A 20,723-nucleotide genomic window follows, 5' to 3' on the forward strand; every position below is an offset into this window, starting at 1 on the left:
GCCTGCCCGCCAGCCATCGCGAAAGCCAGTCCCACGCATCTGGCTTATGACAGATCCCAGACTGGATGACCGGTTGCTCGCCGCAATCCGGAAATTGCCGCAGGGTTCAGGCGTTATCTTTCGCCATTATGGCTTGCCAGCGGACCAAAGGCGACTGCTGTTTGCTAAGGTCCGCCATGTCTGTCGCCAGCGTGGTCACCGGCTTTTGCTTGCGGACGACGCGGCGACCGCGCGACGCTGGGGCGCCGATGGCGTGCACCGGCGCGGTCGTTCGCATGGCGCCGCATTGCATAGCGCCCCAGTTCATGATGTGCGCGAAATTGGCGAAGCCTTGCGGACAGGCGCAACGTTGCTGTTTCTTTCACCATTGCGCGCGACGCGCAGCCATCCGGGGCAGCGCCCGCTTGGCCCGACGCGGTTTGCGATGCTGGCGCGGCTATGCCGGCCAGCGAAGGTAATCGCGCTGGGCGGGATGAACCGCGCGCATGTCGGCAAATGGTCACGCAGCATCGTCCATGGCTGGGCTGCCATCGACGCATTCTAACAATCGAGGAATATCAGAAGCGGATCTTGGTTCCGACGTAAACGGCTTCGCTATCCGGCTGAGTCGGCGCAGCGGGCGTCAGACGGTCACGCTCGCTGGCGTAACGCACCCCAGCTGTCACGTCGATACGACGCGAGATTGTGAAGCTACCGCCGACATTGAAGGCATAATCGCCGGCTGCTGCGGCGCCGCGCGGATTGGGCGCGGCATTGCCAACACGGGCTACACGAACGTCCGGATTAAATCGGCTCGGCTTGGCACTGGATGCACCATCGAGGCGGAAATCGCCCTTGCCGACCATTGCCGATAGACGGGGCTGTTCAACCTGCACGGCGTTGGCCGGTAGCCTGAAACCTTGCCAGCCACGAGCTGCGGTGAGCTGATAATTAGAATTGGCCAAACGGACGGTCGAGCGGTTTCCGGCTTCGATCTGTGCGATTGCCGAGCGAATCGAAACGGCATCCGCCGAATCGGCACGGGCCGCGACTGTCATCACCTTGGGTCCGCGACCGTCGAGGCCAGCGGGGGTGAAACGAAATGCTTCGTTGCTGGCTACAGCTTTGCGTTCGATTTTGGATACGAGCCGGCTATCGACCCCTGCGGGGGTGAAGCGGCTCATCCAGTCGGACGATGTCGTTGAAACCGAAGCAAACTGGGCCGCGAATGCGGGAACGATAACAGGCGATAGCAACAAGCCCGCGCCCGCCAAAATGGCGGCGAAACGGCGTCCCGAACGGGCCGTTTTGGCTTTACCCCGTTGCATGTCGGTCTTTCTCGACTCCTTTATCTTGTGAATATAGGCAGGGCTTTCCCTGACATAAAGGCTTTTATCCGTATCCGAACGATTTTTATAACATTGTTGCAAAGACTCAACAGCCGCCTTTGATTGCCATCGGTCGCATCGTTTCAAACAGGCTTTTTCGAACGCAAAATCGGTTCAGTTTCGCGAAAGCTTGCCCGCGCCAACAAAGCCGCATAGAGACAGCGGAAATCACAGCGAATTCGCGAGGGAATATCATGCGTTTTAACCGGTTCGTCCTGGTAACGGCCTCTGTTCTGGCTCTGGCTGCCTGTGGCGGCAAGGAGCGTCCGAAGACCGATCTGGCTGCTAGCCAAGTGACTACGATCGGCGTGAACAGTTATTTGTGGCGCGCGTCACTCGATGCGCTGTCCTTCATGCCGTTGGTTCAGACTGACAGTGCAGGAGGCGTGATTGTGACCGACTGGTATGTCAATCCGAACAGCCCCGGCGAACGTATGAAGCTGACCGTGTCGATCCTCGACCAGGATCTGCGTGCGGATGCCCTGCGCGTTGCCGCAAGCCGGCAGGTGTTGCAGGATGGGCAGTGGGTGGCAGCGTCGACACGCGCGGCCACCGTGCAAAAGCTTGAAGGCATCATCCTAACCAAGGCGCGCGACCTTCGTCGCAGTGCGATTGCCGACTAATCTACATATTCCTGCGTCTTCGCGTTGAAGGCGCGAAGACAAACAGGGAAACAGCCGGTCATGGCGTCACGATTCAACCCGTTCAAGGCGGACGGGCATTGGCAGAAAATATGGGAAGAGCGGGGGGTGTTCAACGCACCGCCTGCCACCGATCCGCGCCCGAAAAGCTATATCTTGGAGATGTTCCCCTATCCGTCGGGGCGCATTCATATGGGCCATGTGCGCAACTACACCATGGGTGATGTGCTTGCGCGCTACAAGGCGATGACTGGCCATGCCGTGCTGCATCCGATGGGCTGGGACAGTTTCGGGATGCCCGCCGAAAATGCCGCCATGGAAAAGAAGGTGCATCCCGGTGCCTGGACGCGTTCCAACATCGAGGCGATGAAGAAGCAGTTGAAGCGCCTCGGTCTTGCTATTGACTGGAGCAGGGAGCTTTCGACCTGCGAGCCCGAATATTACGGCCATGAGCAGGCACTGTTTCTTGATTTCTACAAGGCGGGCCTCGTCTATCGCAAAGAAAGCGAGGTCAATTGGGATCCGGTCGACATGACTGTGCTGGCCAACGAACAGGTGATCGACGGGCGAGGCTGGCGTTCGGGCGCGCTGGTTGAGCGTAAGAAACTGAACCAGTGGTTCCTGAAGATCACCGATTTTGCCGAGGAATTGCTTGAAGGCCTCGATAGCCTCGACAAATGGCCCGACAAGGTGCGGCTGATGCAGGAAAACTGGATCGGCAAGTCCAAGGGTTTGCGTCTGACTTTCAACCTTGCCGGATCGCATGACGGCATTGATGTGTTCACGACGCGGCCCGACACGCTTTACGGTGCCAGCTTTGTTGCGATTGCTGCCGACCATCCGCTGGCGCAGAGCCTTTCAGAAAACGCGCCCGCGCTGCAGGATTTCATCGCCGAGTGCAAAAGGGGCGGGACGACTGCAGCCGAACTTGAGACCGCCGAGAAAATGGGTTTCAATACCGGGCTTTCGGTAGAACATCCGCTTGATCCCGATTGGCATCTGCCGGTCTATGTCGCCAATTTCGTGCTGATGGATTATGGTACCGGCGCCGTCTTTGGTTGTCCGGCACACGACCAGCGCGACCTTGATTTTGCCCGTAAATATGACCTGCCGGTGCGCCGCGTGGTTGCCGATGGTGATCATGCCGCCTCTGAATTTGAAGGCGATACCGCTTACACCGGGCCGGGGCAGATCGTGAATTCGCGCTGGATGGACGGGATGAGCGTCGACGAGGCGAAGGCTGCGATCATCGCCAAGGCTGAAAATGAAGGCTGGGGCGAGGGGCAGACGCAATATCGCCTGCGCGACTGGGGCGTTTCGCGCCAGCGTTACTGGGGTACGCCGATACCGATCATTCATTGCCAGTTCTGCGGCGTATTGCCGGTCCCACGCCCCCAATTGCCGGTAAAGTTACCCGATGATGTCAGCTTTGATGTTCCCGGAAATCCGCTCGACCGGCATCCAACATGGAAGCATGTCGATTGCCCCAATTGCGGCGAGCCTGCGCAGCGCGAGACTGACACGCTCGATACCTTTGCAGATTCGAGCTGGTATTTTATCCGCTTCGCCAGCCAACCCGACGACAAGCCGTTCGACAAGGCAGAGGCCGAAGCATGGCTTCCCGTCGGCCAATATATTGGCGGCATCGAACATGCGATCCTTCATCTGCTCTATGCCCGGTTCTGGACGCGCGCCTTGCAAAAGGTCGGCAAGATCGACTTGGCCGAACCGTTTGGTGCGCTGTTCACCCAGGGGATGGTGACGCATGAAACCTACAAATCGACCGAGGGCGCCTGGCTGTCGCCCGAAGATGTGAAGTTTGACGGGGACGTGGTGACAACGCTCGATGGCGCGCCGGTTACCCGCGGCCGTATTGAGAAAATGTCGAAATCAAAGAAGAATGTTGTCGATCCCGATCCGATGTTCGACCAATATGGTGCCGACGCCGTGCGCTGGTTCATGCTGTCTGACAGTCCGCCCGAGCGCGACCTTGAATGGTCCGAAAGTGGCATCGAGGGAACCTGGCGTTTCGTGAACCGCGTATGGCGGTTGATCGATGGCTTGCAGCCCGGTGAGGGTGCGGACAAGGCGCTCGACAAGAGCCTGCACCGTGCGATTGCCGGAATTGCGACCGATATCGAGGCGCTACACTTCAACAAGGCGGTGGCGAAGGTCCATGGCCTCGTCAACGATATCGAAAAGGCTCAGCCTTCCGCTTCCCGGGAACATGCGATCCGCACCTTGCCTCTGCTCGTTGCGCCGATGCTGCCGCATCTGGCCGAAGAGGCCTGGGCAGCACTGGGCCATGATGGGTTGATTGCTGGCCAGCCCTGGCCTGCACATGACACGGCGCTGCTCGTTGATGATGAAGTCACCGTTGCGGTTCAGGTGATGGGCAAGCTGCGCGATACGCTGACCGTTGCCAAGGGTACAGCGAAAGACAGCCTCGAAGCGCTTGCGCTGGGAAGCGAGAAGGTGCAGCGTGCTATGGACGGCGCAAGCCCGAAGAAGATCATCGTCGTACCCGACCGGTTGGTGAATATCGTTATATGATGCGACTGTTGCCCCTGTTCCTTGCTTCGCTGCTGCTTTCGGCATGCGGTCTCAAGCCGATGTACAGCGGCGGATCGCAGGGACAGGTTTCCGCTTTGCTGGGTTCGATCACGGTGGAGCCGATCGAAGGTAAAAATGGCTGGCTGATGCGCAATGCGCTCAACGACCGCCTCGCGGTTGGCAGCAGCGGTAATGGTGTACGCTACCGGCTGGTGGTCAAACTTGATGACCAGATTGAAGGTTTTGGCGTGCGCGCAGACGATACCGTTACGCGTGAACGACGCACCTTACGGGCGCGTTACCAGTTGATTGACCTCAACAATGGCGAAACCGTGCTTGATGCGACTGCTGGCTGGGATGCTGGCATCGATGTTGTCAGTTCGGAATATGCCACAATTTCTGCGGAAAATAGTGCGCTTGAAAATCTGACGCAGAAGATAGCTGAACAGATCGTCACGCGCATATCGCTTTACGCGCCGTCGGCGCGGTAGGTTCCCATATGAGCGGCAAGCTGCGTGAGCAGGATTTCATCGCCGCAGCCGGCAGCCGGCAGGATATCCGGCTGTTCCTAGTTTTCGGGCAGGATGAATCGGCGATAGCCTCGATCGCTTCGGCGATGGTCGTCCGGCTGGGTGACAGTGAAGCCATCGAAATCGATAGCAGCAAGTTGCGCTCCGATCCTGCTCTGCTCGCCGATGAGGCGGCCTCGCAATCACTTTTCGGGGGTACCCGCCATATTCGCCTTACCTTCGCGCGGGAAGAGGCGCTGGATGCAGTCGCCAACCTTCTGTCGGCCGAACATGCCGGCAACCCCGTTATTGCGACAGCTGGTGATTTGAAAAAGGGCAGCAAGCTGCGTACGCTCGTCGAAGGATCTCAGCGCGCATTAAGTTATGTCTGCTACCCGCCCAGCGAGGGTGAAGCGATCGACCAGGCGGTTGCGATGGCGTCAGGGCTTGGTCTGCGGCTTGATCGAACGCTTGCGGCCCACATCGTGCGTTATACCGGGCAGGATCGGCGGCTGGCGGCCATGGAACTGGAAAAGCTGTCGCTCTATTATGATGCGGGGCCTGACCGTATGATGACTGTCGAGCGCGATGCGCTTGGTGCACTTGCCGCCGAAACTGCGGAGGAAGATATTGGCGCGCTCGTCAACCAGTTGATGAACGGCGACATCAAACTGCTGGGCCGCAATATTGTTGAGGCGCGGGCAGTGGGTATCGAGGGGATCCGGGTCGTGCGCGCCCTCCAGCGCCGCGTCGCCCAGCTTACCGGTCTTCGCGCCAAGGTTGAGGCGGGCGCTGATGCTGGCGCGGTCGTGCGCGGCAATAGGACGATTTTCTGGAAAGAACAGGAGGTTTTCATCCGCCAGGTGCGGCAGTGGAATTCGGTCCGGCTCGCCGGCTTGAATGCGCATCTGATCGAGCTGGAAGCGCGTCTGATGGCGGCAGGCGCCGACCTGGGCGAAACGATGATCGAACAGGAAATGGTGCGCGTGGCGCGTGCCGCCGGGCGCAGCCGTTAAGCCGCTGCGCTTTTATTCATATTCGGCTGTAATCGGTATCCGTCCACGAAAATTGCCGGCCATGGCACCCTTGATAAGTAGGTCGCCGCCAAAGGCAAATTCGAGCCGCCCGGTCAGGTCCAGTCGCGGCGCAGGCGGTAAATTGGTGCGCAGGTTGACGATTTGCACCGAACCGCCGGTGATGCTGGCAAGCCGGATTGACGGCGGCATTTCAATGCGCACGGCACGCCCCGGTTCGCCCGTCACGATGGCGCTGCCGGCAAAGGCCGAACCGCCAAGGTCGATAATGTCGCCGCTGACCGAGCGTGCGCCACTATCGGGATCAATTGCAATTTGCCCGCCATTGGCGCCGGTCGCGGTAGCGCGACTGAAATTGAGCGAGCTGCGAATTTCGATATCCAGCGGCCTTTCGGTGCCGCTCCCTTGTCGTCCAAACGCACCCGACGACAGGCTTTGTGCTGCTGTCGGTCCGACAGCTGCAAGGCAAAGCCCAAGTCCGAACAGCCATGAAAGACGGGGATACATGCTGTGCGTATCTGCTCGACATGGTTAAATTCTGGTGAAGGCGCGTTATCACGCCGGACTTGACCGCTCCGACGGCTGCGCCCACATTGGAAACATGGACAAGATTGAATTGAACGAAGAAGAATGGCGGCAGCGCCTTTCGCCGGTGCAATATCATGTTTTGCGTGAGGCGGGCACTGAGCGGGCGTTTAGCGGGTCTTTGAATCTGGAAAAGCGCGACGGTGAATTTCTGTGCGGCGGATGCGGCGGGTTGCTGTTCCGTTCTGCCGACAAATATGACAGCGGTTCGGGCTGGCCCAGCTTTACCGAACCTGCCAGCCCTGACGCGATAACTGAACGCCGCGATGTATCGCACGGGATGGTCCGGATTGAGGTATGCTGCGCGCGCTGCGACGGGCATTTGGGGCATGTGTTTCCCGATGGCCCAGGACCCACCGGCTTGCGCTATTGCATCAATAGTGTGTCGTTGGATTTCGAACCCGATTGATCGAAATGCCCCTGCAAGTGCAAAGGCAGCGGCAAGGCTGTTTCGCGCTTGTTCGACTTGGGTCAAAAAGCTAACAGGCTGGCGATGGCAAAAGCTCGAAAAACGGGTGCACAAGGATCGCGCTTCAAACGCTGGACGATCAGTGCGCTAAAACTCGGCTCGATTGCCGCGCTTCTGGGACTAATGGTCATTACGATTTTTGTGGTGATTGCGCGCGGCGAGATCGACAGTTTCGAAAATCTGAAGGCATCGCCCAACGGGCAGATGATCCGCGTTCGCGCGGTGGACGGCACAGTGATCCAGTCGCTTGGCCCCAGTTTCGGGCGCTGGATCCCGATTGATGAAATCCCTGGCGACATGAAAGACGCGATGGTCGCTGTCGAGGACCGGCGTTACTACATGCATCCTGGGGTAGATCCCATCGGTATTGCCCGTTCGCTTTGGGTGCGGGTGCAGCGCGGCTATTGGGCGCAGGGCGGATCGACGATCACGCAGCAATTGGCGCGTAATGTTTACCTCAACAATAATCGTGAATTCGGCCGCAAGGTGCGCGAAATCATCCTTGCGATGGCGATCGAGACAAAGTTCAGCAAGGAGGAAATACTCGAACTTTATCTGAACAAGGTGTATTTCGGCGGCGGTGCCTATGGGGTAGACGCTGCGTCGCGCCTGTTCTTTGATCATGGCGCCGAGGACATCAGCCTTGCCGAGGCAACAATCATCGCAGGCCTTGTAAAGGCACCTTCGCGCTATTCGCCAACTGCCGACGCCAAGGCCGCCATCGGCCGCGCGGGTGTGGTGCTCGAAGTGATGCAGGATGCCGGCATGATCACTGCCGAGCAGGCAGCCATGGTGGAGCCTGCAAAGGTGAAGCTGGCCCCCGAACCGAGGCAGGATAGTGTCCGCTATTTCACCGACTGGGCCTTGCCGCAGTTGGATAATTTGATCGACGAGACCGAAAAGGCAATTGACGTCTGGACGACGATCGATCTGGGAATGCAGCGCGCCGCCAACACGGCGATCCAGCAGAATGTGCCGGGCGGTGCGCAAGGCGCGCTCGTCTCAATCGACCGTGACGGTGCAGTGCGGGCGATGGTTGGCGGCACCGATTATGCAAGCAGCAATTATAACCGGGCGGTCACTGCGGTGCGCCAGCCGGGGTCGGCATGGAAATTGTTCGTTTATCTGGCCGCGCTTGAGGCCGGCTATCGCCCCGAAGACAAGGTTGTCGACGAGCCGGTGACGATTGGCGGATGGACTCCGCGCAACAGCGGCGGCAGTTTTGCCGGCGAAATCACCTTGCGCACCGCCTTTGCCTACTCGAAAAACACGGTCGCCGCGACCTTGGGTGAGGAGATCGGCACCAGCAGCATTGCGAGCATGGCACGCCGTTTTGGCATTACCACACCAATCAGCACGACGCCGTCGATGGTGCTCGGCACATCCGACGTTCGCGTGATTGATATGACCCGCGCCTTTGCCGCGGTTTCGGCGCGCGGGCGCAGCGTCACGCCCTATGCGATCACCAAAGTGACCACGATCGATGGCGACGTGATCTATCGCCACAAGCCACCCCGCGAGGTGCAATTGGTCGAGGAATATGTGGCAGGCGCGATGACTGACTTGATGCAGAGTGCGGTGGCGACGGGCACGGGCCGTGCGGCTGCAATCGGCCGTCCGGTTGCGGGCAAGACCGGCACCACCAGCAGCAATAAGGATGGCTGGTTCCTCGGTTTTTCCTCGGGTCTAACTACCGGCGTCTGGATGGGACGTGATGATGCGCGGGCGGTCGGCAATTTGCAGGGGGGAACAGCACCTGCGCGCGCATGGTCCAATTTCATGCAGGTCGCGGTCGCGCGTCGGCCAGTGGAGCAGTTCGACACCGAAGTGACCTTCCCCGAACGGCTCGATGAAGAGGAAATATTGATCGGCGAAGATGGCGAACCGATCCTGTTTGATGAAAATGGCAATCCTATTGGCGGCGCTCCGATTGGTGATGCAGGGGGCGTGCCTTCAGAACTGACCGAACCCGAGGCTTTGGACGAGGCATGGGTCGATCGTGCTCTGGGCCGAAGCGGCGATGGAGAAGGCTCCGACGCGCCGCAGCCCCGATAATCCTTTACTTTTCCGATATCCCATTCAAATTGCAAGGAATGGACCGGGGCATAAGGCCGGCAAAAACAAGAACAGAGTCGGATCGTGACGATAAATGGGGTCGAAACAGCAGGCGGATTAGTGGGAGCGGATTCCCTTTCGTTCGGCCTTGTCGCGCCCGCCCAAATTGAGGTGGCACAATTTCCCCCGCCACCAGCGCTCGCCCCCTTCGTGACCCAGATTTATCATTTCCGGTGCGAAGAGGCCCGGATACGGGACACATTGCCGGCCGCACTCGGACATCTAATTTTCTACCTTCGCGGCTGCGGCACTTTGCGGTTCGAAGATGGTAAAACCTATGCGACGACGCCGTCGGCATTGTTCGGGCCTGGAATGGCGCATGGCGAGTTTGACCTTGAGGGGCCGTTCGAAAATCTGGGCCTTGCACTGTCACCTCTGGGTTTTGTTGCACTGACCGGAAAGCATGCCTTCGACTATTCGGATCGCATGGTCGATGCGGCGAGCCTGTTCGGCCCGAACATAAACGGTCTTGCTCGCGAATTTCAGGCAGCTCGGGCAGATGGTACAATAAGCGTAAGGGAAATGGTTGAAAGGGTGGCCCACTTCCTCGGGCGCTTTGTCCGTCCCGTTCCGCCCAGTCATCTTGCCGTGATCCAGGCGGTCAGCCAGTGGCTTTCCAGCGGCTTTGATCCTGATGTCGAAGAGCTTTTCGCACACATCGACAAGTCGCGCAGCACGGCAACCCGGATCATCCGCCAATATTTTGGTGCCTCGCCCAAGCAGTTGACGCGCAAATATCGGGCGTTGCGTGCTGCGATCGTGCTGGTCGATCCAGAGGCTTCGGCGGACTTGAAGGCGATGGTTGAATCGCTGTTTTACGACCAGTCACATATGATTCGCGAAATCCGTCATTTTACCGGCCGGACCCCCGGTGCGCTCGACAGCGACGACAGCAAAATCCTTCGTATCTGGCTTTCAAAGGATAATTTGCGCCAACTTGAGGCCTATCCGGGTTGATCTTTTACGTAAATGCGCGCATATAAATCGGAGTAATCTAATCCGATTATGTGGGAAACAGGCTGGAGCGCGTAAATGCGGCTTTCGAATATGGCTGACTATGCCGTCGTCGTGATGGGTGCTGCTGCGCGCCATTGCGGCGGTGTGCGCACGTCTGCCACGGCACTTTCAGAGGAAACAGGCATTGCGCTGCCCACGGTCCAGAAACTGGTCAGTATCTTGACCAAGGGCGGGCTTTTGCGCTCGGTACGCGGAGCGGGTGGAGGGATCCAGCTTTCTCGTCCGGCGGCGGCGATCACTTTGGCGGATATTATCGAGGCGGTCGAAGGTCCGATAGCAATGACCAGTTGCGTTAATGCAACTAGCTGCAACTGCGTGATTGAGCCTGATTGCAACGTCAAGCCGCATTGGACTGCGGTGAACCAAGCCATACGCGGAGCGCTCGCCGACGTTTCCCTCAGCAGCCTTGCAGCAGGACGATAATGACCGACGAAATCGACATCAGGGCCGGTGGAGGCCGGGATTTGGCTGCGCGCGAGGCCGCGGATCGGGTTGCCGACTATGAACATGGCTGGTCGGCGGACATCGACACGGAATTTGCGCCCAAAGGACTGAGCGAAGATACTGTACGCTTCATCAGCGCGAAGAAGAACGAGCCTGAATGGATGCTCGAATGGCGGCTAAAGGCCTTTGCCATGTGGCAGAAAATGACGCCGCCCGACTGGGCGAAGCTCAACGTGCCGCCAATCGACTATCAGGACGCCTATTATTACGCCGCACCCAAGGCCAAGAAGAAGCTGGAGAGCCTAGACGAGGTTGATCCGGAGATTCTGCGGGTCTACGAAAAGCTCGGTATTCCCATTGAAGAGCAAAAGGTCCTTGCCGGAGTAGAGGGTGCGCGCAAGGTTGCGGTCGATGCAGTGTTTGACTCGGTTTCGGTTGCGACGACCTTTCGTGCCGAGTTGGAACGCGCTGGGGTAATTTTCCGTTCGATCAGCGAGGCGATCAAGGAATATCCGGAGCTGGTGAAGAAGTGGCTCGGCAAGGTTGTGCCGATGCACGACAATTATTTTGCAACACTGAACTGCGCGGTCTTCAGCGATGGCACCTTCGTCTATATCCCCGAAGGCGTGCGCTGCCCTATGGAGCTGAGCACATATTTCCGCATAAATGCAGAGAATACGGGGCAGTTTGAACGCACCTTGATCGTCGCCGACAAGGGCTCTTACGTCAGCTATCTCGAAGGCTGCACCGCGCCGATGCGCGATGAAAACCAGCTGCACGCAGCCGTCGTTGAACTGGTCGCATTGGACGATGCGGAGATCAAGTACAGCACCGTACAGAATTGGTATCCCGGCGATGCAGAAGGGCGCGGAGGGATCTACAATTTTGTGACCAAGCGCGCGCTTTGCCAGGGGCGCAACAGCAAGGTTAGTTGGACACAGGTTGAAACCGGCAGTGCCGTCACTTGGAAATATCCCAGCTGCGTCCTGAACGGCGAAAACAGCGTTGGCGAATTTTATTCGGTCGCGGTCACGAACAATTACCAGCAGGCCGATACCGGCACCAAGATGATCCACAATGGCAAGGGATCGCGTAGTACAATCATCTCCAAGGGCATCAGCGCCGGAAAAAGCAACAACACCTATCGCGGGCTGGTGCGCGTGGCACCCAACGCCGATGGCGTGCGCAATTTCACCCAGTGCGATAGCCTGCTGCTCGGTGACAAATGTGGCGCGCATACCGTGCCCTATATCGAGGTGCGCAATCCCGGCGCGCAGATCGAGCATGAGGCGACCACAAGCAAGATTTCCGACGACCAACTTTTCTATGCGATGCAGCGTGGCTTGGGCCAGGAAGAAGCGGTGGCGCTGATCGTCAACGGCTTTGCCAAGGAAGTGCTGCAGAAACTCCCGATGGAATTTGCTGTCGAAGCGCAGAAATTGCTCGGTATCAGCCTTGAAGGCAGCGTTGGCTGATGGCGCGCATACCTCGCCTTTTTATTGCATCAAGACCGCATCGGGGGACATGTGGCGCGCCCGCTTTGCGATATCCTTTGCCCGAATCGGATTTGGGTGACGGGAGAGCGCAAGATGGCAAGAGTGATCGAATTCAACTGGGCCGAGGCGGATATCGTCGTGCACCCGGTGCAGGCAGTTGCGGTCTATCCGGGGCAGGCGGGCGTGATCATTCGCCAGCAAAAGTCATCGGAACGCGATCGGGACGATTTGATCACTATCCCGCATCATGCGCTGGGTCTGTTCATCGGCCGGCTGCAATCGATCCATTATGGCAACACGATCGAGGCGGTGCCCGATACCAGTTCCGAACTGATCGACGTTTACGCGGTCGACTGACTTCCATTTTCTTTGAACGCGCGGCCCTTGGGCTGTGCAAGGGTCCTGTCGTTCGCGGCCGGGGCCCATTTGCCATGTCGAAAGTCTCCCATGCTCCAAATAAATAACCTCCACGCCAATGTTGGCGACAAGCCCATCCTTAAGGGTCTCACGCTCTCGCTTAAAGCCGGAGAGGTCCATGCGATCATGGGGCCCAATGGCGCTGGCAAATCGACCCTAGGCTATGTGCTTTCGGGGCGCCCCGGTTATGAGGTGACTGAGGGGTCGGCGACCTTCAACGGGGAAGATCTGCTCGCCATGGACCCGCATGAACGGGCGGCGGCCGGATTGTTCCTCGGTTTCCAATATCCTGTCGAGATTCCGGGTGTATCCAACGTCCAGTTTCTGCGCGAGGCATTGAACGCGCAGCGTGGTGCTCGGGGGGAGGAGCCACTGTCAGGTGCGGATTTCCTCAAACTTGCCCGGGCACAGGCGGATGCGATGGGTATGGATATGGAAATGCTCAAGCGGCCGGTGAATGTCGGTTTTTCGGGCGGCGAGAAGAAGCGCAACGAGATGGTGCAGATGGGCATCCTCAATCCCGCGCTCGCGCTGCTCGATGAAACCGATAGCGGTCTCGATATCGATGCGCTGCGGATCGTTGGCGATGGCATCAACCGGATCATGCGCAAGCCGGACAAGGCAGTGCTGCTGATAACCCATTACCAGCGTCTGCTCGACTATGTGCGGCCCGATTTCGTCCACGTCCTCGCCGATGGCCGCATTACGCGCAGCGGCGGCCCCGAACTCGCGCTCGAACTGGAGCGCGAGGGATATAAGGAATTGGCGGCGTGACAGCGCTACCCACCCGCCACGATGAGGAATGGCGCTATGCGCCGGCAGGGGTGCTCGCCGCGCTGAAGGCGCTGCCAGAGGCGGAAAATATCGCCGTCGCCGCGGGAGTGACTCATCCGCTGTACACTTGCATTTCGACTGGGGCTGAAAGCAAGGTCGAGATCCAGCGTTATAAGATCGATATTGCTGAGGGCGCGCGCTGTGAGGCGTTTTTCCTTCTGACCGGTAGCGGCTACAAACGGCTGGATATTGATGTGACGCTCGCTGAAGGTGCGCATTTTGAGTTGGGTGCAGTCGGCATCGGGCGTGGTGACGAGGTGACCGAAATCGTGACCCGTTTGCGCCATGTTGCGCCGCGCGCGACATCGAACCAGATCATGCGTGGCATCGCGATGGACCGCGCGACACTGACGATGATTGGACGGATCGATGTCGCCAAAGATGCACAGCAGACCGATGCGGCATTGGGGGCAAAGGGCCTGTTGCTGGATCGTACCGCGACGATCAACGCCAAGCCTGAACTCGAAATCTATGCCGATGACGTCAAATGCGCGCATGGTTGCGCGATCGGCCAGCTTGATGAAATGGCGCTTTTTTATGCGCAGCAACGCGGGCTCCCCTTGGCCGAGGCACGCAACCTTTTGATGCAGGCCTTTGTCGCCGAAGCCTATGGCGCAATTGACGATGCTGAATGGCGCGAGCGGATGATCGGTCATGCCGAAGCCGCGCTGAGGGGCACGTCTTGATGGACATGGCAGCAATCAGAAGCCAATTTCCGGGCCTTGCCAATGATTGGCGCTATCTGGATACGGCCGCGACCGCGCAAAAGCCGCAGGTCGTGCTGGACGCTATGATGCGTGCCGGGGGAACTGATTACGCCACCGTACATCGCGGCGTTTATGCGCGTTCGGCCAATATGACGCTGGCTTTTGAGGCAGCACGCGAACGTGCCGCCCGTTTTATCGGTGCAGCGTCGCCCAATGAGATCATCTTCGTGCGCGGCGCGACCGAGGGCATCAACCTTGTCGCACAAAGCTGGGGGGCAGCGAACCTGAAGGCTGGCGACCGTATCATGCTGTCCCAGCTTGAACATCACAGCAATATCGTGCCTTGGCAGATGTTGGCGGAAAAGGTTGGAGCGCATATCGATGTGTGTCCATTGACCGGTGACGGCCTGATCGACCTTGATTGGCTGGAGGCGCATCTGACGCCCGCGCACAAGCTGGTCGCGCTGGCGCATGTTTCCAATGTGCTTGGGTCCATCCTTGGGGCAAAGCGTGCAGCGAAGGCGGCCCATGCCGTGGGTGCCAAGCTTTTGCTCGACGGCTGCCAGGCTGCGCCGCGGATGCGGCTCAACATGGCCGAACTTGGCTGCGACTTTTATGTGCTATCCGCTCACAAGCTTTACGGGCCGACCGGGGTCGGCGTCTTGTGGGCAAAGGCGGAGACGCTGGATGCCATGCCGCCATGGCAGGGCGGCGGCGCAATGATCGACCGGGTGACATTTGGAAAGACGACCTATGCGCCGGCCCCTGCGCGCTTTGAGGCGGGCACGCCCATGATCATCGAGGTGATCGGCTTGCATGCCGCTATGGATTTTGTCGACAGCTTTGGTCCTGAGGAAATCTTCGCCCATGAAAGCGCCCTTGCTGCGCAAACGCGGGATGCCTTGAGCACGATCAACTCGATCACGCTATACGGGCCGGAAAAATCGGCCGGGATTGTCTCTTTCACAATGGAAGGGGTGCATCCGCACGACATCGGCACCATATTGGACGAAGAGGGCGTCGCGATCCGCGCCGGCCATCATTGCGCCCAGCCGCTGATGGAGCATCTGGGCGTTGCCGCAACGGCGCGCGCCAGTTTTGGTATCTACAATGATGAACAGGATGTTGCGGCGTTGGTTCGCGGCCTGGAACGGGTAAAAAGGATCTTCGGATGAGCGAAGAACAGAAAATTATCGTCGAGGAAGTTGACAGCGTGGAGACGCCGCCGCGCGCGCGCGTTGAAGATATGGAAAGCCCTGCTGAAAAGCTGGAGCGGAAAAAGGATTATCTCGAAGGTTTTCTTGCCCAAAAGCCGCAGCCCGTCGTCGCAGAAGGCGATGAGGCGTTGCACTTGGCTGTGATCGAAGCGCTGAAGGAAATCTACGATCCCGAAATCCCGGTGAATATCTACGACCTTGGCCTCATCTATAATGTCGAGATCAATCAGGGCCATGCGCTGGTAACGATGACATTGACGACCCCGCACTGCCCGGTCGCTGAAAGCATGCCCGGCGAGGTTGAACTGCGCGTCGGGGCTGTCCCCGGGATAGGGGATGCTGAGGTCAATCTGGTCTGGGATCCGCCATGGGGCCCAGACAAGATGACCGACGAAGCGCGCCTCGAACTGGGAATGTTGTGATGACAACCGAGACAAAGACTCGCCGACCGCTGCCCGCCGCCGTCACGCTGACGCCATCGGCAGAGGCGCGCATTGCAGAGTTGATGAAGAGCGCCCCTGAAGATGCGATCGGCGTCAAACTGTCAACCCCGCGACGCGGCTGTTCGGGGCTGGCCTATTCGGTCGATTATGTGAACGAGGCTAGTGCATTTGACGAACGGATCGAAACGCCCGGTGGCACATTCTTCATCGATGGCGGCTCGGTGCTCTATCTCGTCGGCTCTGTGATGGACTGGCAGGAAGATGATTTCACTGCCGGTTTCGTCTTCAATAATCCCAACGCAACCGGCAGCTGCGGTTGCGGAGAGAGCTTTACCGTCTAGTCTGGTGCGGACCGTCGAGTTATCTGTTTATCTCGGTGCATCGCCCGAAACGATTTGGGATCATGTCCAGAATTCCAAATTGCTCCATTATGTGGCGCGCGGCCTGATCCGTTTTGTTCCGCAGGGACAGGCCTTTCCGGAACGATGGGTACCTGGTGAGTATCGGACGTGGATGTTTCTTTTCGGCATCCTGCCGCTTGGCTGGCAGGCTGTAGGCATTGAAATGCCGGAACAGCTGGCAGGGCGCTATGTTTTGCGTGACAATGGTTACGGCCCCTTGATCAAGCGATGGGACCACTGGATTGAAATCTACGCAGAAGGCACCGGCACTCGATATGTCGACCGCGTTCATATTGATGCCGGCGTTCTCACACCCCTGATCTGTGGCTTTGCCAGATTATTTTATGCCCATCGTCAACGGCGTTGGCGTCAATTTGTGGCCCGCAATTTTGATTATCGCTGAAGGCTAGAATTTCCGCAGGAAGCGCAGCGTGACGCCGACATCGTTATCGGCGCGCTCGATATGACCCGGTTCCTGCCGCCAAAAGGCATTGGCCGATAGCGAACCGCCTGCCCAAGGTGTGGCATAGGCAGCCTCCATGTCCATTTCGCGACCGGTTGGAGCAAGTGATACAAATTGGCGGCCAAATTCTGCGCTCAGCGTCGAATAACTATAACCGACCGGAAGTGTCAGGTTCAGGCCGCCGCTGCGCACCCGCAAGGGCTGCGAGACACGCAGGGCGAAGCTATCGTGCAGCGAGAACAGGCCAATGCGGGTAACATCGGCAGACCATGCGTCGGTCTGCAGCCAATCTGCGCCGTCGCGAAGGCCGGCCGCGCCTATGCGTGTCCAGCCGCGGCGATAAGCTGCACTCCATTGCCAGTGGCCGTCGGGTGCAAAACGCAGCCTTGCATCGGCAAACCAACTCGACGCGCCGACGGTACCGGTCCATATGTTCGAAGCTCCGCCAAGGATCGTCTCGCGTTCTTCAAGCGCCGTGCCGGCAAATTCGGCTTTCCATGCGCCAATCGCCCGGTCGACCCCGACACGCGCTAAGGTATAGCCATGGCCTTGATAACGGCTACGCAGCGGGTCTCCGGCATAGTCTTGCCATAGCCGCACATCGCCATTTTCGCCGCTGACGGTCAAACCAAAGTCGCCGCGCGTCTGCCGATAGGCAAAGGCGGTGGCGGGGCGCGCGAAAAAGCCGAGCGAATCCTGCGCGGCATCGGCCGCGATAAAGGCCGCGGCGCGATCGACCGTCATCTGGCCGACCAAGGCACCGCTGCTGCGCGCTATGCCGATCCCCGCCTGCCGGTCCTGACCCAGCCGGGCGATGACTGCGCCTGCAACCGCGCGCGCCTGAACGCGTTCCCGCGGGCTGAGATCGAGCCGATCGGGACCGACGCCGTCACGGCGTTGCGCGACCGAAAGGGTGACCGCGAAATTTGAGTTGGCGGCGATCTGTGTGTTCATCCCGATGGCCAGCGCGGGAGCGAGCTTGGGCGTTGCCCGCGCCGCGCGCATCGTTCCGCTGAAGTCGACGTTGAAGGCGCGGCCATAACTGTCGAGGATGATCGACTTGGGCCCTTGGTTGCCGCCTGCATCGCCCAGCGGTCCGCCCAAGGTGCCGGTGGCGCCAGTGAGGACGGGAATGGGTGTGCCTGCGATCGACGCCGACCCGACAGGTTGGAATGCCTTGGCAATGTTCAGTTCGCCTCGGCCATAGATATTGTCGATGCCAGACGTGCCCAGGTCCGTCGCCGTGGTCAGCAAAAGGTTGACGATCTGCTGGCTGGTCAGATTGGGAAATGCCTGGGCGAGCAAGGCGACCGCGCCGGCGATGATTGGTGCCGAAAAGCTGGTGCCGCTCCATAGGAATTGGGCTCCGGTCTCATCAGGCGCGCGCACGCGCACGCCCAATGCGGTCAGATAGAAATTCTGGCCCGTGCCGGCACGGTTGGAAAAGGCCGAAATCGCCTGTGTGGAATCGGTCGCGCCGGCGATGATAATCTGGCCGCGCGCAATCGGATCGATCGCGATCATCGCCATCGGATCGGGGTTTATGGCAGTGGCTGGTTCGGTATCAAAATCATTGCCTGCCGATATGACGAATATGATGCCTGCGGCTGTCGCTCTGTCGACTGCAGCACGCAGCGTCGCATTCATGGGCGATCCGCCGAGCGACATGTTGATGACCTTGGCACCGGCCTGCACCGCGCGGTCGACGGCACGCGCCATGTTGTTGTCGCTATGAGTGCAGCCCTTGTCCGGTTCTGTCGTGGCGCAAGTTCCCGCCGTATCAGTGCGCAGTACCAGCAATGTTGCGCCAAAGGCGATGCCATGCGTGTCGGTATCATTTTTTGCGGCCAGCAGTACGGCCGACACTGCGCTGCCATGTCCGCCTTCATCCTGAAGGCCACGGTTTCCAGCGAAATCGCCCGAAAGCGGGTGGATCTTGCCTGAAAATTCGGGGCTGTCGACGTTAATGCCGCTATCGATGACGCCGGCGATCACTCCCGCACCGGTTGCGCCTGCATTATAGGCGGTAATTGCCTGTGCCTGCACCGCGCCGTTCGACCGCTGATATTCGAGCGTGTTGAAATTGGCCGGCGGAGGAGGCGGAGGTGGCGGCGGCGGAGGCGGAGGCGGAGGCGGCGCTGGCGGGGTCACCGCTGGGGGGACGGGGGTTGAACCCACGCCGCCGCCTCCACCGCCGCAGGCAGACAGCGTCAGTGCGAAAACCAGCGATGTACCAATGGCAATGTTACGACCCTTGCCCTGTTCGGCCATTTTGATTCTATCCTCTTTTAGGCCCCTGCTCTTAATGTGGTCGCAATGCTTGCACCAGTCTTAACGCAGATGATGGTTGCGCCTTTTACCCGCGCTGGTTAACGCGGCGGCCATGTCAGCAGCGCTCTTTCCCGATCTCGATCATGTCGACACTTGGATTTTCGACCTTGATCTGACGCTATATGCGCCCGAACATAATATCATGGAGCAGGTGCGCGATCGCATCGCGCTCTATGTCGAAGATTGTTTCAAGGTCGATGCAAAGCGGGCGCATGAAATCCGCTATAATTACTGGCGCAGCCATGGCACCACGTTGGGCGGGTTGATGGCTGAACATGGCGTTGATCCGCATGGCTATCTCGATTTTGTCCATGATGTCGACATGTCTCTCCTGCAACCCTGCGCGCAGCTTCGTGCAGGGATCGAAGCATTGCCGGGACGAAAGTTGATCTTCACCAACGCCGATGCCCCTTACGCGCGGCGCGTGCTGACCGCGCGCGGCCTTGATGGCCTGTTCGAGGATATGTTCGATATCCACCAGATGCAGCATCGGCCCAAGCCTGACCTGCGCAGCTATCACAGCCTATGCGAACGGCACGCTATCGATCCGGCCCGGGCAATCTTTTTTGAAGATTCGGTTCATAATCTTCAACCGGCAAAAACACTGGGCATGACAACTGCCTGGATCAACCATAGCGACGACCATGAAGGTAGTGGCGAATGCCCCGAATTTGTGGATCATGAAATCAGCGATCTGGCCAAATGGTTGGGCATCTTGAAGGAACGGGAACTGGCATGAGCAGCGATTTGCAGGCAATTATCGAAAAGGCTTGGGATGAACGCGATGCCATCACCATTGGCACCGGCGGCGAAGTGCGCGCGGCCGTGGTCGAGGCGCTTAATCTTCTCGATAGCGGCGACCGCCGCGTCGCCGAGAAGGTTGATGGCAACTGGCAGGTCAATCAATGGCTGAAAAAGGCGGTTCTGCTCTCTTTCCGCCTGAACGACATGGAGACGATTCCGGGTGGACCGGGTGGTGCGCACTGGTGGGATAAGGTGCCCTCGAAATTTGCCAACTGGGACGAAAACCGGTTTCGCGCAGCGGGCTTTCGGGCCGTTCCGGGTAGCATTGTCCGCCACAGCGCTCATATCGGCAAGGGCGTCGTCCTCATGCCCAGCTTTGTCAATCTGGGGGCCTATGTTGACGAAGGCACGATGGTCGATACCTGGGCGACGGTAGGTAGTTGTGCGCAGATCGGCAAGAATGTCCATCTGTCGGGCGGCGTCGGCATTGGCGGCGTACTCGAACCTCTTCAAGCGGGACCGGTGATCATTGAGGACGATTGTTTCATCGGTGCTCGGTCCGAAGTCGTCGAAGGTGTTGTGGTTGAACAGGGAGCCGTGCTGGCGATGGGTGTGTTCCTTTCTTCGACCACCAAAATCGTTGATCGCGCCACGGGCGAGGTCTTTGTCGGCCGCGTCCCTGCCTATTCGGTGGTGGTGCCGGGATCGTTGCCGGGCAAGCCATTGCCTGACGGTTCGCCCGGTCCCGGCCTTGCTTGTGCGGTCATCGTTAAGCGTGTCGATGCGCAAACGCGCAGTAAAACAGCGATTAACGAGCTTTTGCGCGACTAAGCGCCGCGCATTGGCGACGAACCGAATTCCGGTTTCGCTTGCATATAAGAACGAATCGCTCTAATTTGCTTGTGCGGACCGGGCCCCTCTGGCGCTCGCTTCTTC

The 20,723-nt window shown here is 59.0% G+C and carries 22 protein-coding genes; 19 read left to right on the forward strand and 3 right to left on the reverse strand.

The features are described from left to right. Positions 1–46: 46 nt before the first annotated feature. A complete protein-coding gene (locus RSE16_05590) occupies positions 47–544 on the forward strand; it encodes a thiamine phosphate synthase (GenBank protein WRH76939.1) in 498 nt (165 codons plus the stop codon). Between the two features lie 13 nt (positions 545–557). Here the strand turns inward: RSE16_05590 and RSE16_05595 are convergent, their stop codons facing one another. After that, positions 558–1,307 carry a hypothetical protein gene (locus RSE16_05595; protein ID WRH76940.1) on the reverse strand — a complete coding sequence of 250 codons (750 nt, stop codon included), beginning with the start codon at positions 1,305–1,307 and terminating at the stop codon, positions 558–560. 254 nt (positions 1,308–1,561) lie between these two features. Here RSE16_05595 and RSE16_05600 point away from each other — a divergent pair, with 254 nt between their 5' ends. The 4 genes from RSE16_05600 to RSE16_05615 are packed head-to-tail and all read left to right on the forward strand — an operon-like array spanning position 1,562 to position 6,086. Beyond that, positions 1,562–1,990 (forward strand): DUF3576 domain-containing protein, encoded by a 429-nt coding sequence (locus tag RSE16_05600; protein ID WRH76941.1) that lies wholly within the window; start codon positions 1,562–1,564, stop codon positions 1,988–1,990. A gap of 60 nt (positions 1,991–2,050) precedes the next feature. Further along, positions 2,051–4,561, forward strand: coding sequence for a leucine--tRNA ligase (leuS, locus tag RSE16_05605; GenBank protein ID WRH76942.1), 2,511 nt, complete (start codon positions 2,051–2,053; stop codon positions 4,559–4,561). After that, entirely contained in the window at positions 4,558–5,052 is a 495-nt protein-coding gene (lptE, locus tag RSE16_05610) for an LPS assembly lipoprotein LptE (protein ID WRH76943.1), read from the forward strand. The genes leuS and lptE overlap by 4 nt, the downstream gene beginning before the upstream one ends. 8 nt (positions 5,053–5,060) lie before the next feature. Then, positions 5,061–6,086: a DNA polymerase III subunit delta gene (locus RSE16_05615; protein WRH76944.1), complete on the forward strand. Its 1,026-nt coding sequence runs from the start codon at positions 5,061–5,063 to the stop codon at positions 6,084–6,086. A 12-nt stretch (positions 6,087–6,098) separates the two neighbouring features. Here the strand turns inward: RSE16_05615 and RSE16_05620 are convergent, their stop codons facing one another. Beyond that, positions 6,099–6,611: a DUF4402 domain-containing protein gene (locus tag RSE16_05620; GenBank protein WRH76945.1), complete on the reverse strand. Its 513-nt coding sequence runs from the start codon at positions 6,609–6,611 to the stop codon at positions 6,099–6,101. A gap of 94 nt (positions 6,612–6,705) precedes the next feature. Here RSE16_05620 and msrB point away from each other — a divergent pair, with 94 nt between their 5' ends. From msrB to RSE16_05680, 12 genes are all read left to right on the forward strand, one after another. Continuing rightward, positions 6,706–7,098: a peptide-methionine (R)-S-oxide reductase MsrB gene (gene msrB / locus RSE16_05625; GenBank protein ID WRH76946.1), complete on the forward strand. Its 393-nt coding sequence runs from the start codon at positions 6,706–6,708 to the stop codon at positions 7,096–7,098. Between the two features lie 84 nt (positions 7,099–7,182). Further along, on the forward strand, positions 7,183–9,213 hold the full coding sequence (locus RSE16_05630; protein WRH76947.1) for a PBP1A family penicillin-binding protein: 2,031 nt from the start codon (positions 7,183–7,185) through the stop codon (positions 9,211–9,213). 120 nt (positions 9,214–9,333) lie between these two features. Further along, positions 9,334–10,230 carry an AraC family transcriptional regulator gene (locus RSE16_05635; GenBank protein WRH76948.1) on the forward strand — a complete coding sequence of 299 codons (897 nt, stop codon included), beginning with the start codon at positions 9,334–9,336 and terminating at the stop codon, positions 10,228–10,230. Positions 10,231–10,305: 75 nt separating this feature from the next. Then, complete coding sequence (locus tag RSE16_05640; GenBank protein WRH76949.1) at positions 10,306–10,713, forward strand: Rrf2 family transcriptional regulator; 408 nt, start codon at positions 10,306–10,308, stop codon at positions 10,711–10,713. Next, complete coding sequence (gene sufB, locus RSE16_05645; protein ID WRH76950.1) at positions 10,713–12,209, forward strand: Fe-S cluster assembly protein SufB; 1,497 nt, start codon at positions 10,713–10,715, stop codon at positions 12,207–12,209. Before RSE16_05640 ends, sufB begins: the two co-directional genes overlap by 1 nt. Before the next feature lie 114 nt (positions 12,210–12,323). After that, positions 12,324–12,587, forward strand: a complete 264-nt coding sequence (locus RSE16_05650) for a hypothetical protein (protein WRH76951.1) — start codon at positions 12,324–12,326, stop codon at positions 12,585–12,587. A gap of 90 nt (positions 12,588–12,677) precedes the next feature. After that, the gene (gene sufC, locus RSE16_05655; GenBank protein WRH76952.1) at positions 12,678–13,421 is read left to right on the forward strand and encodes a Fe-S cluster assembly ATPase SufC; all 744 of its coding nucleotides are present in this window, start codon (positions 12,678–12,680) and stop codon (positions 13,419–13,421) included. After that, entirely contained in the window at positions 13,418–14,167 is a 750-nt protein-coding gene (locus RSE16_05660) for a SufD family Fe-S cluster assembly protein (GenBank protein ID WRH76953.1), read from the forward strand. The genes sufC and RSE16_05660 overlap by 4 nt, the downstream gene beginning before the upstream one ends. Before the next feature lie 5 nt (positions 14,168–14,172). Beyond that, positions 14,173–15,363, forward strand: a complete 1,191-nt coding sequence (locus RSE16_05665; GenBank protein WRH76954.1) for a SufS family cysteine desulfurase — start codon at positions 14,173–14,175, stop codon at positions 15,361–15,363. Further along, a complete protein-coding gene (locus RSE16_05670) occupies positions 15,360–15,827 on the forward strand; it encodes an SUF system Fe-S cluster assembly protein (protein WRH76955.1) in 468 nt (155 codons plus the stop codon). Before RSE16_05665 ends, RSE16_05670 begins: the two co-directional genes overlap by 4 nt. Next, positions 15,827–16,189 carry an iron-sulfur cluster assembly accessory protein gene (locus tag RSE16_05675; protein ID WRH76956.1) on the forward strand — a complete coding sequence of 121 codons (363 nt, stop codon included), beginning with the start codon at positions 15,827–15,829 and terminating at the stop codon, positions 16,187–16,189. Before RSE16_05670 ends, RSE16_05675 begins: the two co-directional genes overlap by 1 nt. Positions 16,190–16,280: 91 nt before the next feature. After that, entirely contained in the window at positions 16,281–16,652 is a 372-nt protein-coding gene (locus RSE16_05680; GenBank protein ID WRH76957.1) for a hypothetical protein, read from the forward strand. Between the two features lie 3 nt (positions 16,653–16,655). Here the strand turns inward: RSE16_05680 and RSE16_05685 are convergent, their stop codons facing one another. Continuing rightward, positions 16,656–18,983 carry a S8 family peptidase gene (locus RSE16_05685; protein ID WRH76958.1) on the reverse strand — a complete coding sequence of 776 codons (2,328 nt, stop codon included), beginning with the start codon at positions 18,981–18,983 and terminating at the stop codon, positions 16,656–16,658. A gap of 112 nt (positions 18,984–19,095) precedes the next feature. Here RSE16_05685 and RSE16_05690 point away from each other — a divergent pair, with 112 nt between their 5' ends. Together RSE16_05690 and dapD are read left to right on the forward strand one after the other, a co-directional pair. Next, on the forward strand, positions 19,096–19,782 hold the full coding sequence (locus RSE16_05690) for a pyrimidine 5'-nucleotidase (GenBank protein ID WRH76959.1): 687 nt from the start codon (positions 19,096–19,098) through the stop codon (positions 19,780–19,782). Continuing rightward, complete coding sequence (gene dapD / locus RSE16_05695; GenBank protein ID WRH76960.1) at positions 19,779–20,618, forward strand: 2,3,4,5-tetrahydropyridine-2,6-dicarboxylate N-succinyltransferase; 840 nt, start codon at positions 19,779–19,781, stop codon at positions 20,616–20,618. Before RSE16_05690 ends, dapD begins: the two co-directional genes overlap by 4 nt. The last annotated feature ends 105 nt before the right edge of the window (positions 20,619–20,723 follow it).

This window comes from Sphingobium sp., from assembly GCA_035196065.1.
GTDB classification, from domain to species: Bacteria; Pseudomonadota; Alphaproteobacteria; order Sphingomonadales; family Sphingomonadaceae; genus Sphingorhabdus_B; species Sphingorhabdus_B rara.

Coding starts and splice junctions, on each gene's coding strand:
- RSE16_05590 (WRH76939.1), top strand. CDS start 47: ATGACAGATCCCAGACTGGATGACCGGTTGCTCGCCGCAATCCGGAAA.
- RSE16_05595 (WRH76940.1), bottom strand. CDS start 1,307: ATGCAACGGGGTAAAGCCAAAACGGCCCGTTCGGGACGCCGTTTCGCC.
- RSE16_05600 (WRH76941.1), top strand. CDS start 1,562: ATGCGTTTTAACCGGTTCGTCCTGGTAACGGCCTCTGTTCTGGCTCTG.
- leuS (WRH76942.1), top strand. CDS start 2,051: ATGGCGTCACGATTCAACCCGTTCAAGGCGGACGGGCATTGGCAGAAA.
- lptE (WRH76943.1), top strand. CDS start 4,558: ATGATGCGACTGTTGCCCCTGTTCCTTGCTTCGCTGCTGCTTTCGGCA.
- RSE16_05615 (WRH76944.1), top strand. CDS start 5,061: ATGAGCGGCAAGCTGCGTGAGCAGGATTTCATCGCCGCAGCCGGCAGC.
- RSE16_05620 (WRH76945.1), bottom strand. CDS start 6,611: ATGTATCCCCGTCTTTCATGGCTGTTCGGACTTGGGCTTTGCCTTGCA.
- msrB (WRH76946.1), top strand. CDS start 6,706: ATGGACAAGATTGAATTGAACGAAGAAGAATGGCGGCAGCGCCTTTCG.
- RSE16_05630 (WRH76947.1), top strand. CDS start 7,183: ATGGCAAAAGCTCGAAAAACGGGTGCACAAGGATCGCGCTTCAAACGC.
- RSE16_05640 (WRH76949.1), top strand. CDS start 10,306: ATGCGGCTTTCGAATATGGCTGACTATGCCGTCGTCGTGATGGGTGCT.
- sufB (WRH76950.1), top strand. CDS start 10,713: ATGACCGACGAAATCGACATCAGGGCCGGTGGAGGCCGGGATTTGGCT.
- RSE16_05650 (WRH76951.1), top strand. CDS start 12,324: ATGGCAAGAGTGATCGAATTCAACTGGGCCGAGGCGGATATCGTCGTG.
- sufC (WRH76952.1), top strand. CDS start 12,678: ATGCTCCAAATAAATAACCTCCACGCCAATGTTGGCGACAAGCCCATC.
- RSE16_05665 (WRH76954.1), top strand. CDS start 14,173: ATGGCAGCAATCAGAAGCCAATTTCCGGGCCTTGCCAATGATTGGCGC.
- RSE16_05670 (WRH76955.1), top strand. CDS start 15,360: ATGAGCGAAGAACAGAAAATTATCGTCGAGGAAGTTGACAGCGTGGAG.
- RSE16_05675 (WRH76956.1), top strand. CDS start 15,827: ATGACAACCGAGACAAAGACTCGCCGACCGCTGCCCGCCGCCGTCACG.
- RSE16_05685 (WRH76958.1), bottom strand. CDS start 18,983: ATGGCCGAACAGGGCAAGGGTCGTAACATTGCCATTGGTACATCGCTG.
- RSE16_05690 (WRH76959.1), top strand. CDS start 19,096: ATGTCAGCAGCGCTCTTTCCCGATCTCGATCATGTCGACACTTGGATT.
- dapD (WRH76960.1), top strand. CDS start 19,779: ATGAGCAGCGATTTGCAGGCAATTATCGAAAAGGCTTGGGATGAACGC.